General features: G+C 44.5%; 18 protein-coding genes and 1 other annotated feature. Of the genes, 11 read left to right on the forward strand and 7 right to left on the reverse strand.

From position 1 onward, the window contains the following. Window positions 1-25: 25 nt before the first annotated feature. The gene (locus MHI14_RS12590; protein ID WP_133385224.1) at window positions 26-658 is read right to left on the reverse strand and encodes a DUF1963 domain-containing protein; all 633 of its coding nucleotides are present in this window, start codon (window positions 656-658) and stop codon (window positions 26-28) included. A gap of 204 nt (window positions 659-862) precedes the next feature. On the opposite strand from MHI14_RS12590, the gene MHI14_RS12595 reads away from it, so the two are divergent. Then, window positions 863-1,564, forward strand: a complete 702-nt coding sequence (locus MHI14_RS12595; protein ID WP_341130406.1) for a pseudouridine synthase — start codon at window positions 863-865, stop codon at window positions 1,562-1,564. A 70-nt stretch (window positions 1,565-1,634) separates the two neighbouring features. Here the strand turns inward: MHI14_RS12595 and MHI14_RS12600 are convergent, their stop codons facing one another. The 3 genes from MHI14_RS12600 to MHI14_RS12610 form a co-directional block, all read right to left on the reverse strand. Then, entirely contained in the window at window positions 1,635-2,564 is a 930-nt protein-coding gene (locus MHI14_RS12600; protein ID WP_339309844.1) for a DMT family transporter, read from the reverse strand. Continuing rightward, window positions 2,561-3,412, reverse strand: coding sequence for an AraC family ligand binding domain-containing protein (locus MHI14_RS12605; RefSeq protein ID WP_133385221.1), 852 nt, complete (start codon window positions 3,410-3,412; stop codon window positions 2,561-2,563). Before MHI14_RS12605 ends, MHI14_RS12600 begins: the two co-directional genes overlap by 4 nt. A 225-nt stretch (window positions 3,413-3,637) precedes the next feature. Then, window positions 3,638-4,753: an NADH:flavin oxidoreductase gene (locus tag MHI14_RS12610; RefSeq protein ID WP_445670337.1), complete on the reverse strand. Its 1,116-nt coding sequence runs from the start codon at window positions 4,751-4,753 to the stop codon at window positions 3,638-3,640. A gap of 223 nt (window positions 4,754-4,976) precedes the next feature. Here MHI14_RS12610 and MHI14_RS12615 point away from each other — a divergent pair, with 223 nt between their 5' ends. Then, a complete protein-coding gene (locus tag MHI14_RS12615) occupies window positions 4,977-5,558 on the forward strand; it encodes a TetR/AcrR family transcriptional regulator (RefSeq protein ID WP_341130408.1) in 582 nt (193 codons plus the stop codon). A gap of 84 nt (window positions 5,559-5,642) precedes the next feature. Here MHI14_RS12615 and MHI14_RS12620 read toward each other — a convergent pair whose 3' ends face one another. After that, window positions 5,643-6,896 carry a cytochrome P450 gene (locus tag MHI14_RS12620; protein ID WP_341130409.1) on the reverse strand — a complete coding sequence of 418 codons (1,254 nt, stop codon included), beginning with the start codon at window positions 6,894-6,896 and terminating at the stop codon, window positions 5,643-5,645. A 98-nt stretch (window positions 6,897-6,994) separates the two neighbouring features. Here MHI14_RS12620 and MHI14_RS12625 point away from each other — a divergent pair, with 98 nt between their 5' ends. The 9 genes from MHI14_RS12625 to tyrS all read left to right on the forward strand — a co-directional run bounded on the left by MHI14_RS12625 (window position 6,995) and on the right by tyrS (window position 16,022). Further along, window positions 6,995-8,152, forward strand: a complete 1,158-nt coding sequence (locus tag MHI14_RS12625; RefSeq protein ID WP_341130410.1) for a YhgE/Pip domain-containing protein — start codon at window positions 6,995-6,997, stop codon at window positions 8,150-8,152. A 71-nt stretch (window positions 8,153-8,223) separates the two neighbouring features. Next, window positions 8,224-8,769, forward strand: coding sequence for a PadR family transcriptional regulator (locus MHI14_RS12630; protein ID WP_165980206.1), 546 nt, complete (start codon window positions 8,224-8,226; stop codon window positions 8,767-8,769). An 18-nt stretch (window positions 8,770-8,787) separates the two neighbouring features. Then, a complete protein-coding gene (locus tag MHI14_RS12635; protein WP_341130411.1) occupies window positions 8,788-9,087 on the forward strand; it encodes a Dabb family protein in 300 nt (99 codons plus the stop codon). 46 nt (window positions 9,088-9,133) lie between these two features. Next, entirely contained in the window at window positions 9,134-9,913 is a 780-nt protein-coding gene (locus MHI14_RS12640; RefSeq protein ID WP_133385214.1) for an NRDE family protein, read from the forward strand. A 241-nt stretch (window positions 9,914-10,154) separates the two neighbouring features. After that, complete coding sequence (locus tag MHI14_RS12645) at window positions 10,155-11,471, forward strand: nucleobase:cation symporter-2 family protein (protein ID WP_133385213.1); 1,317 nt, start codon at window positions 10,155-10,157, stop codon at window positions 11,469-11,471. A gap of 309 nt (window positions 11,472-11,780) precedes the next feature. Beyond that, window positions 11,781-13,250: a protein adenylyltransferase SelO gene (locus MHI14_RS12650; RefSeq protein ID WP_341130412.1), complete on the forward strand. Its 1,470-nt coding sequence runs from the start codon at window positions 11,781-11,783 to the stop codon at window positions 13,248-13,250. 153 nt (window positions 13,251-13,403) lie between these two features. After that, window positions 13,404-13,847, forward strand: a complete 444-nt coding sequence (locus MHI14_RS12655; RefSeq protein WP_341130413.1) for an Imm63 family immunity protein — start codon at window positions 13,404-13,406, stop codon at window positions 13,845-13,847. Window positions 13,848-13,867: 20 nt separating this feature from the next. Then, the gene (locus tag MHI14_RS12660; protein ID WP_341130414.1) at window positions 13,868-14,317 is read left to right on the forward strand and encodes a DMP19 family protein; all 450 of its coding nucleotides are present in this window, start codon (window positions 13,868-13,870) and stop codon (window positions 14,315-14,317) included. A gap of 98 nt (window positions 14,318-14,415) precedes the next feature. Then, window positions 14,416-14,643: a binding site (T-box leader), on the forward strand. A 116-nt stretch (window positions 14,644-14,759) separates the two neighbouring features. After that, window positions 14,760-16,022, forward strand: coding sequence for a tyrosine--tRNA ligase (gene tyrS / locus MHI14_RS12665; RefSeq protein ID WP_091011938.1), 1,263 nt, complete (start codon window positions 14,760-14,762; stop codon window positions 16,020-16,022). A 158-nt stretch (window positions 16,023-16,180) separates the two neighbouring features. On the opposite strand, the gene MHI14_RS12670 is transcribed toward tyrS, so the two are convergent. Both MHI14_RS12670 and MHI14_RS12675 read right to left on the reverse strand, forming a co-directional pair. Then, window positions 16,181-16,459: a YxcD family protein gene (locus tag MHI14_RS12670; RefSeq protein ID WP_017687903.1), complete on the reverse strand. Its 279-nt coding sequence runs from the start codon at window positions 16,457-16,459 to the stop codon at window positions 16,181-16,183. 5 nt (window positions 16,460-16,464) lie between these two features. Continuing rightward, entirely contained in the window at window positions 16,465-16,968 is a 504-nt protein-coding gene (locus MHI14_RS12675; RefSeq protein WP_091029269.1) for a hypothetical protein, read from the reverse strand. Window positions 16,969-17,040 lie beyond the last annotated feature (72 nt).

A 17,040-nucleotide genomic window follows, 5' to 3' on the forward strand; every position in this document is an offset into this window, starting at 1 on the left:
GTTACCTGACCTCAACGTATCGCCATTAAGCAGTCTGTACAAAGAATATTCCATCGAATGGCGCGTGAGCAGACGCGGGACCCCTTCGCAAAAATAAATAACCGTTTGCATCGGGAAGACCCAATATATCCCGATAAGGCTCAGGAAAATCTCCGGAATATATTTGACACACCAGTTGATGTTCCTCTACCAAATGGTCAATTCCTTTCACACCATTTGGTAACGTGGGAGAGAAAAATGAGAATGCAGGGAATGCCTGATCGTCTAACTCCATTTCAATCAAACGTACGCCGCTTAACGGAATGGGTGGAACGGGACATACGGAAGTGAGTGGATGCGAAGATACCGAGACATAAGTGCACCCGGCGAGAATATTCTCGTTCCATTCCAGCTCATCTCCCGTATAGGTTACCTGATCCAGAAAATATTCGGAGGCGGAGTAGGTCGAGAAGACCGAGATATATTTATCTTGTGGTAAAGAAGGGATATGGACCTGCTGTGAAAGTGTATTACAATTAATGGAGAACAGATGCAATAAAGGCTGCCCCTCGGGGTTGAGAGGCCAGTCGGAAACGTATGCAGTTTCTCCACCAATCCACATGCCAGAGTCTTGGTTTGGATCATCGGGGTCAACTGTAAATCGAGTAACTTTGTACATGAGAAACTCCTTCCAGCGTGTATTTTGGCATTCCTATGTAACGTTGTATGTGTTTTTATATAACCATTCATTGCTTCGTTTCAGTATAAATGAGATGATGTGGAATGAAAATCAGTACAAGGTACTAACTCATTGCACGAAGCGAATGAACGTACCAGCACTCTAAGAACCAGTGGCAATACTATAGATGAGAAGTGGTGACACATGTTAATTAACAAATACATAAGTGAAACGGGATTCTGCTCCCGCAGGGAAACGAACCGTTTAATTGCAGCTGGACGCATAACGATCAATGGCAGGGTATGTGAAAAAGGGGCGGAAGTTGAACCTCATGATGTGGTACTCATTGATGGCAAGGAGATTCCTCGTAATGACAGTGAACCTGTCTACATTGCTCTGAACAAACCCATCGGTATTGTCTGCACAGCAGCAGCACATGTGGAAGGGAATATCATTCAATATATGAATTATCCTTCTCGCATATTTGCGATAGGCAGGCTGGATAAGGCATCTGAGGGGTTGATTTTGCTTACGAATGATGGAGGCATTGTGAACAAGATGATGCGTTCGGAGCATAACCATGATAAAGAATATGTAGTGACTGTAGACAAACCCATAACAGATCAATTTGTAAAGTCCATGTCTGAAGGCGTTGAAATTCTGGACGTGGTGACCAAGCCCTGCGAAGTGTATAGGCAAAGTGAAGATGTATTTCGTATTATTCTGACACAGGGTCTCAACCTGCAGATCCGTAGAATGTGCAAAGCCTTGGGGTACCGAGTGTTGAAGCTGGAACGCATCCGAATTATGAATATTAGGCTGGATCAACTGGAGCGGGGGCAATGGCGTCATCTGGAGCAAGAGGAACTGGAGATTCTGCTGTCTCAATTAAGCGAGATAAAATGAATGACTTCTGCGCATGTCAACGGTGGTCAACCACGATGTCCAGTTTTATCAGTAAAAAATGAAGCAAACACTAACCCCTATGCGGATTAGTGTTTTTGTTGTTAAGCTTGTGTCCTTTTCGTTCTGAAATGTAAGAGCCAAATAGGGTTAAGAACGCACCGAGAACAATCACCCAGGTTATCTGCTCTTGAAGAATCAGTGCAGATGACACAACTGTAATGACAGGCACCAGATAGATATATACACTCGTTTGGATAGCTCCGAGAAGATTCACGGCCCGGTTCCAGGTCACGAAACACAATGCGGAGGCACCCAGACCGAGGTAGAGAACATTAGAAAGGTTGGTCATACTTGTGAAGCGTCCGAGTTCCCAATGGAATTCAAACAGGAACAGAGCTGGCAGCATGAAGATCAGGCCATAGAAGAACACTTTGCGAGTCGCACCAATGGTGTGATAACGAAGCTGGCCAATTTTCCGCATTAACACAGAGTAGATCGCCCATACCGCAGGTGCTATAAAAGCAAGCAGATCACCTACCGGATTCAATTGCAGAACGAAACTGCCGTTCAGTGCGATGAGTAGGATGCCGCTCAAGGCAATCCCAAATCCGATAAGAAAGCGGCGCGTTAACTTCTCACCATCCAGGAAGAAATTGGCGAGCACGGCAGTGAAGAACGGGGCAATGGAGACAATAACACCCACGTTGGAAGCGGTTGTGTACAGCAGGGCAATATTTTCAATGAGAAAATATAGAGTCACTCCACATATTCCTGCTCCGATAAATAACCATTCTTCTCTGAATGAGGCGATCCGCAGTGAACCCGGATAGATTAGCAACAGTACCAAATACCCGATCAGGAAACGGAAAAATAGAATCTCCACTGGAGTGAAATCAATCAACAAGACCTTTGTTGAGACAAACGTAGTTCCCCAGATCAATATGGTAAATAAGGCGAGCAAATGTCCGGTAGCAGCATTAGTGTCATGATGACTCGTCATACGAGGTTATCGATGGTTCGTTTCAACTCCGTATCATGGTTGAAGATACGTTTGTATTGCTTCGGCGTCAGCCCGATTAGTTTTTTGAAAAAATTCGTGAAATGGCTCTGGTCACTGAATCCTGTCTGTGCGGCTACTTCAATGGGAAGCAGGCCTTGTTCCAGCAGACGTTTGGCTTGATTAATGCGAATCGTTTCCAGATAGCGGTAAGGTGATATGCCTTTCTGGCGAGTGAATAAACGCAGCAGGTGATACTTACTCATCTCCGTCAGATCGGCTAACTCGTTCAGCGAGATGCTCTCCATGTAATGAGCTTCTATGTAATCACATATGCGTCTGATCTCTGCGGTAACATCCTGCGTGGATACAGGCGGTTCAGCATCCGCATAATCTCGCATTAATTGATCCAGCAGAAAGAGTAACAATTCTTCTTTGCAGAAATCCGATTGCTCCTCCAGAATCATCTGATGAAGCTCGTGCAGGGAACCCACAAGTTCACTCTGATAGAGAACGGGGGATGTGAACCGTGGCAAGTATGCTTGTCCAGTAATCTCTTTTGCATACTCTCGCATAACCTCAGGCTGGACGTTGATACAGCGATAATCGAGGGTTCTGCCATCGACCTGTTCGCAGGCATGAGGATCATGTGGATTAAAGACAATCATGTCGCCACTATTCAGAATGTATTCTTCGTTGTTGCAGACGAGGTGACGCTTGCCTTGCTCAATAAATCCAATGACGTAATAGTCATGAAAATGATTGGGAAATTTCTGCATAATGCCTTCAAATTGATAAGCTTCTAGCTGTAGATCGGTATCAAATACCACAGTCCGGACTTCCCGAGTCATGATGCACCTTCTTTCTGGTATGTTAAGGTCATTATAGGTTGCAAAGAAGGAATTTTCTTGAACGATATTGCTATTGCTCGAAGTGTTTGATCGCACAGATAGCTCCAAAAACAAAATACCCGCAATCCCGGAGGGAAAGCGAGCCCTTTGCATAGTATAGTTGATTCATGAGTTCGAACCTATATATAGGGGAGAAAAAATGTCTGGAACAATTAGTAATTGTTCTTAGTGTAACGTAGCCAGTGCTTCAGGTGTAAAAGCCTGAATCTCAGATACGCGGCCTTCGCGTATTTTGGCAGCCCATGCCGGATCACCAAGGAGTGCACGTCCAACAGCCACCAGATCAAATTCCTGTTGCTCATATCGCTTCATAAGTTCGCTCATCCCCGGATGTTTTACTTCATTGCCTTCTGCTTCAGGCTCATCTGCCATACCTACAGAACCGACCGTTATCGTGGTTTGACCACTTAGCTTCCGCACCCACCCTGCAAATCCAAGATCAGATCCTTCAAACTCGGGCTCCCAGAAGCGTCGTGTCGAGCAGTGGAAGATATCTACACCTGCATCAACCAGCAAACGAAGGAATTGTTCCAGTTCTTCCGGTGTGTCGAACAGTCTGGCTTGATAATCATTCATCTTCCATTGAGAAATCCGCATTGCAATAGGGAAATCAGGACCTACCGCAGCACGAACTGCCATGACAAGTTCAACCGCGAATTGAGTTCGTTTCTGTAGGTCACCACCATAGCGGTCCGTTCTCCTATTCGTTGTTTTCCAGAAAAACTGATCGATTAGAAAACCGTGTGCACCGTGAAGTTCAATTCCGTCAAAACCAATACTTTGCGCATTGGCTGCTGCATCTGCATAGGCTTGAATCACAGTTGCGATCTCTGCCTCCGTCATGGGCGCACCTACTTGAGTACCTTCCATATCAACTCCCGATGGACTCAGTGATGCAGCTTCCGGGTGTGGGTCAGATCCTGAAGGACGAACGATTCCCATGTGTAAAATCTGCGGAAAAATCTTGCCGCCGGCTTCATGGACTTGTTCGACCACTTCAGCCCAGCCTTGAAGAGCTGCTTCTCCATACATATGAGGGATTCTAGGTTCACTTGATGCAGAGGGATGCTCAATGGTTGCACCTTCGGTAATAATAAGTCCAACACCATGCTCGGCACGTCGACGATAATATGCGGCTACGTCTGAGCCAGGGACACCGCCCGGGGAAAAAGCACGAGCCATGGGGGACATGACGATGCGTGAGGACAGGGTTAGCTTTGAAACAGTGTATGGTTGAAACAAACGCTCTGTAGAAATAATGTTATATTGTGGATTACTCAAAATATACACCTCCATTATGTTGTACCTCTCAGTGGGTACGAGTGCAATGTTAACAAGGTCTATAGGCATGCTCAACCAACAATCGGAGCATTTTGTTGCTTAAGCGAAAGACACGGATTATTGTATGGTGTCTTTGCACTTACTTTCACTTGTTGAACAAATAACACTTATCTATAATGAAGGAGTCTAACCAAATATTTTGTGTACAAAGGAGGATTGGGGCATGTCTGGTGTATTGTCTCCAAACTCGAATGATCCGCGTGTAATCCGCACGCGTCAATTAATTCTTGATGCGTTTTTAAACCAATTGAATCTTAAAAATTTCAACAGCATTACCATTCAAAACATTACGGAACAGGCCACAATTAACAGAGCCACATTTTACGCCCATTTTCAGGATAAATATGCACTCCTTGAATCCTTGTTATCGGATGCTTTTATGGAATATGTAACAAAAAGGGTAGACCCGGATGCACGGTTATCAGCGGAAACCATACAGCAGCTTATATTTTCATTATGTGATTATCACGTCTCAAGTAATGAGTGCATCAAGAAATATGAGACGGTTGCACCAATCATTGAAGAGAACATCAAGACTCAACTGGAACAATTCCTTCTTGAATTAATGAGCAAAGTGGCGAAGGATGTAGATCCCAAAACGCTAAAAATGACTGCAACCATGCTAAGCTGGTCGATCTATGGAATGACGTATCGATGGAATGTGGATGGAAGACAGGAATCCCCTGCTGAGTTAGCTCAACGAGTTGTCCCCTATATGATGGGCGGATTGGAATTGTTGAATTAAATTGATTTGAATGAGTGAATCAATCAAAGTCATGAGAAAAAGAGCAGATGATCTGCTCTTTTTTGGTATTCGCACTAACCGAATTTACTTATACAGCTTCATCGGAAGGTTTGTTAAGGACTGCCCAGCGGCAGATGGAGTCAGGTTTTCTTCCAGGATGAACCCTTGAACAGGTTCAATTTTGGTGAATGTCTTTAGGAATGCGGTTAATACGATCTTCGCTTCCAGGCGCGCCAGAGGAGCCCCAAGACAGAAGTGAGTACCGAAACCAAACGCAAGCTGTTTGTTATTGTTCGAACGATGAATATTCAGTGTGAATGGATCTTCGAACATGTTCTTGTCCATATTGGCTGCACTCATCCACGCCACGATGGCATCTCCTTTATTTAACTTAACCCCAAGAAGATCGTTATCCTCTTTGACCATGCGGTCCATTTTACTGATGTGAAAACGATATCTCAGCATTTCTTCTACCGCGGCTGGAACAAGTTCAGGGTGATCTCTGAGTTCGGCATACAATTCCGGTTGGTCATATAGAAGGGAGTAGAACGAGTTGGCCAGCAGATTACTGGTCGTTTCGATGCCAGCTCCCAGAATAAACATGGTGGTTCGCACAATCTCTTCATCTGTAAAAAATTCGCCATCCAACTCAACCTGAATCAGGTCTGATATGATATCTTCTCCCAGATTGGATCGTTTGGACACAACGAAGGGATACAAGTACTTGAAGTATTCTTCACCGGCAATCTTTTTCAATTGGTTAATCTGTTCAAAGGTTGCATCGGTAGTAGGCATAAACATGGTGTCCACCCAATCCTTGAATAGATTACGATCTTTGGAAGGAATACCGAGCAGGTCAGACATGATAATGACAGGAAACATACTCGTATATGCTTCAACAATATCCACTTCAGGTTGATGTTCAAATGCGCTGATTAATTCTTCGGCCACGGCCTCAATTCTTGGTTCCCAGAGCTTGAGACTTCTTGGTGTAAATGCACTGGCGAGTAAGGATCTCCGCTTGCGATGTTCCGGGGGATCTACGTTGTGAATATCCAGCTTGTCCGGCATATGGTGCTCGTTCCCCGAACCTTCTTCTTCATTCGAATATCCTACGTTAACAATCGATCTTTTTCTCACACTGGAGAAGTGCTCGTGATCATTAAGCACCGTTTTGACAAGATCATACCTGAACACATGCCAGGAATCGGTTTCTTCGTTGTAGACGACAGGTTCCTGATTCAACATGCTGCGATACCAACGGTAGGGACTGAATTCTTCTTCTTTCGATTGAAAATTCGTGATTTCAGATAGAGAAATTATAGCGCTCTTCTTCATTCGTTTCGCCTCCTTGGTTGGTCTCATTGACAAATATACCAAACAAGAGTACTTTAATTCAAGTAGTTTATATTATAACAAACAAGGTGGAGTAGACAGTGAAGAACATACTGAAGCATGGCGGAGTCAAAGCAGGCATATTCATGATTGTTTTTTATCAGATCGTAATGTTGATCGTTTTTATGTCAGGGTATAGTGCCATCCCGAAAAATGTAACGAATCTTACCGTGGCTATTGTCAACGAAGACCAGCAATCCGGTACGGAATTTGTACAAAAATTGCAAGAGCAATTGCCGTTTAACGTGGTAATGGATGAATCGTTGCAACAGGCGAAGACAGGACTTGAAGACCGGGATATTCATATGATCATTCGTATACCGGGTGATTTTACGGAGAAACTGTCTGAACAGGGCGGGAAAGCGCAGCTCCAGTACCTGATTAATGAATCGAACCCAACAACAATTACAAGCACCATGAAAAATGTAGCTGCTGAAATTACTGCGCAGATGGGAACTCAGATTCAGGCACAGAGCTTCGAGGGGGTGCTGAGCAGTATGCAGGTTCCAGCGGAGCAATCGAAGCAGATTGTGGAATCCACTATGGGAAAAGTGTCATCTGACATCGTTCTGAGTAACCCGCAACCAGCAGGCATGCAGAATCAGATGGCACCGATGTTCATCACCATGGCGCTGTATGTCGGGGCTATGATCTATGCGATGCAAAGCATTGGCGGAATGCAGCATCTTCAAGGACAGATGGGGAAATGGAAAGCATTCTTTGCAATGCGAGGAGCCAACCTGCTTATTTCCATCCTTGCTCCACTTGTAGGGATCGGCATTTATTTTATGGTGCAGGGGTATGGGGTGGAAGTGTTTTTGAAAATGTGGATGGTACACAGCTTGCAGCTGTTTGTGTCGATTGAGTTCACAAGTATCTTTATCATGCTTCTCGGTCAAGGTGGAATGCTGATCAATATGATCTTTGTACTCAGCCAATCCATTGCGAACGGGACGTCCATGTCACCGGAGATGATGCCAGGATATTTCAAATTCGTAAGTCAGATTACACCGATGTTCCATTCAACACATCTGGATTATAATATTCTCTTCGGCGGAGGGAAAACAGTAGAATATGCGGTCGGACTGGCACTGGTGGGTGTGGGAGCCTTTATTATCAATACGGCCATCCATCATTTCAAAAAAGCCAAACAGATCGATACAACACAGGAGCCTGTACAACAGCCCGTTATGATATAAAATAGAAGTTATGAGGGTAGGCGATTAGGACCAAGCTGTACCCTTGGATGAGCAGAATGGGGGCAGTCACAATGTCGATTCAAATATTTATACTCGGTGCACTAAGTGAAGGGAATTATTACCCTTATGATATTAAGAAGCGTATTGGTAAACATCTGGATCAAACCGACGCCAAAATTACTGAAGGCACTATCTACTATAATTTTGAAGTGTTGCTGAAGAAGGGCCTGATCGAGAAGGTAGAAACGATACAGACTGAAAATCGACCGGACAAAACGACATATGGAATCACCGAAAAAGGGCGACAGTCACTTGAAGAAAGCATATATAAGGTCTTCCAGAAGTTTACGAATGTGCAGTCACTGTACGCTGCGTTGGTCAACCTGGATAAGGTGGACAATCAGAAGATTGCTTACCTGATTGAGGATATTATCGAAAAGATGAAAAAGAAAATAGAGTATATTGAGCTTCATACCCCAGAACAGATGGATACTAAAGGGGAGCTGAAAGATGCTCTGTTATTAATGAGAGATCATGCTTATCAGAGTATTCAAAGCGATATCAACTGGTTGGAGAAACTGCGAAAACATGTTGAAAATAGAGTAGCAAAGAATTAACAGAGGAGGAATAACAAGATGTTTGAACATTTAGTTGTTTTTAAATTTAACGGTAAAACCACGCTAGCCAAACAACAGGAATGGGTGGCTCAATTGCTCGCACTACAGGAACAAATCCCGGGAATTGTCACGCTGACCGCAGGAATCAATACAACGGAAGAAACGGACCGTATTCAAGGTTATACGATTGGATTGAGAGTGACGTTTGAAGATCAGGACGCATTGCGCGCTTATGGACCACATCCTGCTCATCAGGCATTTGTAGCTTCCCTGGATGGTTGGGTGGAAGATGTCATTGTAGTTGATTATGCGATATAAAGCCACGTTATCAGAGGGTTAACGAATATAGGAGTTGAAGATTCCCATGTGTTTAATTTTATTTGCTTACAACATGCATCCAAAGTATCCGTTTATTCTGGGATCAAATAGGGATGAATTCTATCACAGACCTACGGCTCAAGCACACTATTGGGAAGACTATCCTCATATATTGGCTGGCCGGGATTTGTCGAAAATGGGAACCTGGATGGGGGTAACAACAGGTGGGCGTCTGGCTGCTGTTACGAATTATCGTGATCCAAATGAAGAGGTACAGGCCAAGGGCTCAAGAGGAGATCTGGTTGCTGACTTTTTAAAAGGAACGTCCACACCTGAGCAATTTATACAACATGCGGAGCAAAGTCGCAATGATTATCCTGGCTACAATTTGTTAGTGGGTGATCCTGACGACCTCTATTATTATTCTAATGTGGGTAATGTTGTGATGAAGTTGAAACCGGGAATATACGGGATTAGTAATCACTTGATTAATACAGATTGGCCCAAGGTGAAACGTGGAAAAGAAGGGCTGGAGAAAATCATCCAAGGGGAAGACGAAGATACCCTGACAGAACAAATATTAGGTTTGCTGCAAATTGCAGATCCTTCAGTGGATGAACTTTTGCCTCATACAGGCGTTCCATTGGAGTGGGAACGTTTGTTATCACCCATCTTCGTTAGAAGTGAGAAATTCGACTATGGGACCAGAGCTTCATCCGTTGTTCTGATGAACAGAGAAGAAGTGTTTTTTACGGAGATGGTTCACCAGAACGGAGAGGTAATCGAGCAACGTTTTAACATTAATCCTCTCAACTGGACAAGCTGAGAATATGAAATAAATGATGTTCAGACCTTATGCATTAATGTGTCAACTTATATAACGCGACATAAACGGTATGAGAATACCTTTTGTATAACATGCCCAATTTTAGTTGGGCTCTTTATCTCTTATCACAATTCTATGTTATGAATCATGGAACTTCCCTGAATAGTTTATATAATGTGAATCAACATAACATGATTTTGCAGTGGTTCAGTTGATTCTAATTTCAGGGGGGCAACGTGGGATGAAAGAAACCAAAAAGATGAGAGTTTTTTCACTCGGGATTCAGCACGTATTAGCGATGTATGCGGGAGCAATTCTGGTGCCTTTGCTTGTGGGCAGAGCACTAAATCTGACTGCAGAGCAGTTGGCGTATCTGGTTTCCATTGACCTGTTAACGTGTGGGATTGCAACGTGGCTTCAGGCTCGGAAAGGCAAGTACTTGGGTATTGGTCTGCCAGCGGTGCTCGGAAGTTCTTTTGTAGCGGTGACACCCATGATAGCGATTGGATCGCAATACGGAATTCCTGCCATATATGGGTCGATCATTGCAGCGGGTTTATTTATCGTCATCTTTGCTGTGTTTTTCAGCAAAATCGTCAAATTGTTTCCGCCAGTTGTGATTGGTACAGTGGTAACGATCATCGGTCTTGCGTTAATTCCAACCGGTATTAAAAATATGGCTGGTGGAGCAAACAGCGAGAATTTCGGAAGTTTGGACAATTTGGCGCTTTCATTTGGTGTATTACTGTTCATTCTAATCCTGAATCGATATGCTCGCGGTTTTGTTAAATCTCTGGCTGTTCTCCTTGGTATTATCGTGGGGACCCTCATCGCAGCCTTCATGGGAAAAGTAAATTTTGCCGCTGTACAGGAAGCCTCTTGGTTCCATTTACCTCAACCCTTTTACTTTGGTTGGCCTACCTTCGAAATCGGCCCAATCATTACAATGATTATTGTAGGTACAGTCGTTATCATCGAATCAACAGGTGTATTTATGGCTTTGAGCAAAATCTGTGATCAACCGATCAACGAAAAAGATCTGGCACGGGGATATCGCGCAGAAGGTCTCGCGTTTGTCCTGGGCGGCATATTTAATGCTTTTCCATACAATACATTTGCACAGAATGTTGGTTTGGTTCAGCTCTCCAAAGTGAAAACGACCAATGTTGTTGTTGCAGCCGGAGGTATCCTGGTCTTTCTGGGACTCATTCCAAAGGTAGCTGCTTTTGCAACCATTATTCCAAGTGCTGTCCTCGGAGGAGCGACTGTTGTCCTGTTTGGAATGGTCGTCTCATCCGGGATCAAAATGCTGCAAAACGTTGATTTTGGAAAACAATCCAATCTATTAATCGTGGCTTGCTCCGTTTCGCTTGGGCTCGGTGTTACTGCTGTACCCGATCTGTTTGCCCAGCTTCCTCAGAGTATTCGGATTATTGTTAGCGATGGTATTATCACGGGAAGCCTGTCAGCGATCCTGCTTAATGTCTTCTTTAACCTCGCTTTGAAAAAAGAGAGCTTGCCAGTACAGCCTATACAGGCTCAAGAAGCACACACGTAATCCTTGTAATAACAGACGTGTCATCTGGTAGTAAGTGGAATAGATCCAAGATGGTTTTCTGGGAAGTGGAATGAAAGACAATGATTCCACTTGGCAAAGAAACCTCTTGGATTTTTTTTGCTTACGATTCATGAGGAATGCAAAAGGCATGCAAATATGCTAAAGTTTCATCAAGAACATTTAATATGTTCGTTTAAGTCAACATCCTCTTGAATTGAATTTCCATGCGACTACATAAATGAGCATCGGTTCACAAGGCTACAATATAACCAAGGGATATCCCTTGTGCAGAAAAGGAGTTGTGATCACATGCAACAAGAAACATTGAACAAAGGGTGGAACTTGGAGAATAGTTATGCGGAGTTACCGCAACCCTTCTATACAAGTCAGGGCGCAGTGCCTGTTCAATCACCAAAGCTAATCATTTTTAATAGACTGCTTGCTTCCAGCTTGGGACTGGATGTGGAGTCTCTTGACAGTGAGGAAGGAGCACAAATTTTTGCAGGTAACCTGATTCCGGAAGGAGCTGAGCCTCTGGCTCAGGCCTATGCAGGACATCAATTCGGAAATTTCAACATGCTTGGTGATGGACGTGCTTTGCTGCTGGGTGAACAGATTACGCCACAGGGCGAGCGAGTGGATATCCAGCTGAAAGGTTCAGGAAGAACACCGTACTCTCGTGGAGGAGATGGACGTGCTGCTGTAGGGCCCATGTTGCGAGAGTATATTATTAGTGAAGCGATGTATGCACTGGGTATCCCAACGACACGCAGTCTGGCGGTGGTATCAACAGGAGAAAACATTATCCGCGAAACAGAGCGGCCTGGGGCTATATTAACCCGGGTGGCTTCCAGTCACATCCGGGTAGCAACCTTTCAGTACGCAGCAAGGTGGGGATCTATTGAAGATCTCCGGGCGTTGGCTGATTACACATTGAATCGACATTATCCTGAGGTTGCTCACGTCGAAAATCGTTATCTTCTGCTCCTTCAGGAAGTGATTAAGCGGCAGGCGGCTCTCATTGCCCAGTGGCAGCATGTTGGATTCATTCATGGCGTGATGAACACGGATAACATGGCCATTAGTGGTGAGACCATCGATTATGGTCCGTGCGCCTTTATGGATGCTTACAATCCTTCAACCGTATTCAGCTCCATTGACAGGCAAGGTCGCTATGCTTATGGTAATCAACCGTATATTGCCGGGTGGAATTTGGCTCGTTTTGCCGAGACACTTCTGCCGTTGTTGCATGAAGATGAAGAACAGGCGGTGCAACTCGCTCAGGATGCTATGGCACAATTTTCTGAATTGTACCATCATCATTGGCTCAAGGGAATGCGTGCCAAATTGGGCTTGTTGGATGAAGAGGCCGAAGATGAAGCGCTGATCAAGGATCTTCTTGAACTTATGGAGAAGCATAGTGCAGATTACAACAATACGTTCCTGGCTTTGACCTTTGATAGGTTGGAAGGGACAGCTTTGTTTGGCACGCCAGAATTTGCTGAATGGCATGAGCGGTGGCAAGCAAGATTGGACAGACAGCAAGAGGAGAAGGAAGTCTCTCAACAGTTGATGAGAACAAGCAATCCAGCCGTCATTCCCCGAAATCATCGGGTCGAGGAAGCCCTTGAGCAAGCGGAGAACCACGGAGATCTTAGCGTAATGCAGAAGCTTTTGGTAGTTCTTTCAGACCCGTTCGCTCACTCACCTGAGCAGGCTGAATATGCCGAATTGCCAGCACAGTGCAATACTTCGTATCAGACTTTTTGTGGAACCTGATTGAACAGTATGGAATGAAGAGGCTGCCTTGGGCAGCTTTTTCATTTTTCATTCTGTCTTCGACGTTAGAATCCAACGAGGGTATTGAATTTGGAGAATGTCATGCAATAATTAGAGAAGTAGAGATTTACTTTTACAGAGGCAGGTGCATTCATGTCCAACATGTTAAGCAAACAACAATTGGCAGACATCCTTTTACAGCTTTTAGAGCGTACATCTTTCCCTAGGGAACAGATGCAGAACTATGTTAACCGCTTGTTTGAGAGCTTTAAATGGGATGGTGTGCCCTATGTAGAGAGTGGAGAAGATACGTATATCGTTCGAATATACGAACGTGGTCTTGTCTCATTGGAGAAACGGGTGAAACAGCCGGATGAAGTCATCTATTGGTTGCTGGCAGATATTATTTTCACTGCGACGCATGTAGGGTTGTTGGAAAGACATGGCGTGGATAATAAAGAGACGCATTTGAACTATACAAATGATGTGATGAAGGACCTGAACAGGGGGGTTCTGGAAGCCTTCCAGCAGATCGGTAATCCGTATTTACATTGGCATCAGACGGGTAAACGTCAGGAGTTAAAGAGCATGGCATAAAGAAAAGTGAGGTGTGTAACGTGAGTGAGCAAGATATTAATGATGTATGGTATGACTATGCTGTGTTATTTGTCGAGAAAAAGAATGAATCTGAACATGGCTGGGCTTCGTTGACTTCGAACGAGCAGGACATTGCTGCTTTATGGCTGTTAGAGGCGGATATCTTTAATGGCGGTTTTATACAGTTTTTCTGTAACTGGGGGGAAGAGGTGTACCGTTACGCGTTGCGGGCATTACATATCATTGGTGCGACTCAAGTCGTGGAGATCATAACGTCAGCATACGGCTGCATTGAGCACTTGAAAGAGGATGAAAGGCTTACTGAGCTGTGGGATATTCCTAAATCCCTGAAAAAGGAACAAGAGCAGCAGTTAGATGCGCTGGACCAGCAGTTTTGGAAAAATGAGGATCAGATCGCGGAGAAAGCCCATGGTTATTATCACGGAAAATTGAACATGATGATTATATAATCTGGTTTCAACTATGCATCCGTTGTTCTGTTCAATGATTAATACTTGGTCTTGCAATGACTGAAACGTTCGGCTATACTTGCTATAAATTGAATACATGAATCACGTTGATAGAGCGCAGTAGCGGCTTTGTCCCTGTTACAGAAAGTCAGGGGTTGATGGAACCTGATACATACAAGGGCTGCGAATTACACTCTGGAGTACTTGGGTAATGCCAAGCGGATGGGCAAACGATATATTGCCAAAAGTGGTATGGATAACGTGTTAAGGTCACGTGTTGTCCATGCAATTTGGGTGGTACCACGGTTATGATAATCGTCCCTGTGTCTAATGAAGACAAGGAGGCGATTTTTTTGTGTCCAAAAAAGCCGTTCCAGCGTGTTATTTCGTAATTTAACGTAGATCATGACTGAATCTTGAGGATAGAAAAGGGGTTATACGAATGAATATTATTGATGAACTACAGTGGCGTGACGCCATTAACCAGCAGACGGATGCAGAGGGACTGCGTGAGTTGACCGAAACCAAATCAGTTTCATTGTACTGTGGCGTTGACCCTACGGGGGATAGCATGCATATCGGACATCTCATTCCCTTCATGATGCTGAAACGGTTTCAACTGGCAGGACATCGTCCAGTCATTCTGATTGGTGGAGCTACAGGCACGATTGGTGATCCAAGTGGTCGTCAGGCAGAACGTTCTTTGCAAACGATGGAGCAAGTGCAGGAGAATGTGGATGCACTGACAGCACAGATGAAGAAGTTGTTTGTAACAGACGGTGATAATCAGGTTCGCATGGTGAACAACTACGATTGGACGCACAAGATCAATGTCATTGAATTCTTGCGTGACTACGGCAAAAACTTTAACCTCAACACCATGCTGGCTAAGGATGTAGTTGCGAGCAGACTGGAAGGCGGAATTTCGTTTACCGAGTTTTCCTACCAGATCCTTCAATCACTCGACTACCTGCACCTGTTCCAGAACGAAGATGTACAGCTTCAAATCGGCGGTTCTGATCAATGGGGGAATATCACGAGTGGTCTTGATCTGATTCGTAAAAAAGAAGGATCTGAAGCGAAGGCGTACGGTCTGACTATTCCGCTCATGCTCAAATCCGACGGTACGAAATTTGGTAAAACAGCTGGCGGAGCAATCTGGCTTGATCCGAACAAAACGACACCATTTGAATTCTACCAGTTCTGGGCGAATACAGATGACCGTGATGTGATCAAATACCTGAAATACTTTACCTTCCTGAGCAAAGAAGAAATTGAAGCTTTGGCTGAAAAGGTAGAGACAGAGCCGCACAGACGTGAAGCACAGAAAGCACTCGCGGAAGAAATGACAAAATTCGTTCACGGCGAAGAAATGCTGGAACAGGCTAAACGTATTACAGCGGCGCTGTTCAGTGGTGATATCCGTTCCCTGACGGCGGATGAAATCGAGCAGGGATTCAAGGAAATGCCAACATTCGAGACGGACGGCGAAGCGAAAAATATCGTGGACTGGCTCGTAGATCTGGGCCTGGAGCCATCCAAACGCCAGGCGCGTGAGGATGTCACCAAAGGTGCGATCTCCATGAATGGTGAGAAAATCACGGAGCTTGAATTCACAGTGTCGGCAGAACACGCCATTGGCGGTAAATTCATCATTATCCGTAAAGGTAAGAAGAACTACAGCTTGGTCAAACTTCAATCGTAGTTTCCAAGAAATAGTACGTAACACAGGCACGTATAGAGACTAGAATAGACACACAAATAAAGATACAAATACAGAAACAAAAAGACCGTCTTCCATCTCTGTCAGGCGACAGAAGGGAGACGGTCTTTAGTATAAGAGGTCATTACTTGACCTATAGTTTATTGATTAACGATCGCTGTGATTTCTTCATCCAGATCAAGTCGTACATTCTCACGGTACGCCCGGATGTTGTATTCACTGTGCAGGTAGCGAAGAATCGCTTCAATCATATTGGACTCGACCAGATATTGACTGCGTCCTTGGATCCAAACTTCAGCGGAATAACCTGTATCTTCTTCCCAGCTCAGTTCTACATTCACATCGGTTGGACGTACACCCTTACGTTCTGCCATATGAATACAGATTGCATTCACAATTTCATCCATGCTCAGAACCATAGAGATTAGTACCGTCCGTTTCTGTTACGGTCATCATCACGATCATTGCGACGGTCATAACGACCATCCGCTGCAGGTTTGCGGCGATTGGAGATGGCTCTGAAGAGTGCCATAGCCAGCATAACAATCAACATAATTGCTGCAACGTTCACGAGCAATCCAAGGATGTTACCCAGGGCGCCCATGCCACCGAACAGTCCGCCGAACATCATACCAGCAAGACCACCAAGCATCATGCCTTTCATGAAGCCTCCGCCACCGCCGAAGAATCCACCACCACGGGTTGCAGCTGCACCAGTACCGGAGTTATTACCGGAATTGGATTGATTCACGTTGTTGTTGGAGTCGGATTTCTTAGGAGTGTTGGTATAACTTTTTGTACCGGATTTGAATCCGCCACCACGTCTTGCATCTGCAGAATCCGGATTCGTTACTCCCACTGTTGCGAACAATAATGTAAAGGCCATAAATACCATCATTAGATGTTTAACTCCAAATTTTTTCTTCATTGTAAAGATCGTAACCCCCCGATTAATTTGTTTGAATCGCCCAAAAATGGGCCTTACTCATGTAATACGGTC

Origin of the sequence: Paenibacillus sp. FSL K6-2393 (assembly GCF_038002545.1) — a bacterium.
Classification (GTDB): Bacteria; Bacillota; Bacilli; order Paenibacillales; family Paenibacillaceae; genus Paenibacillus.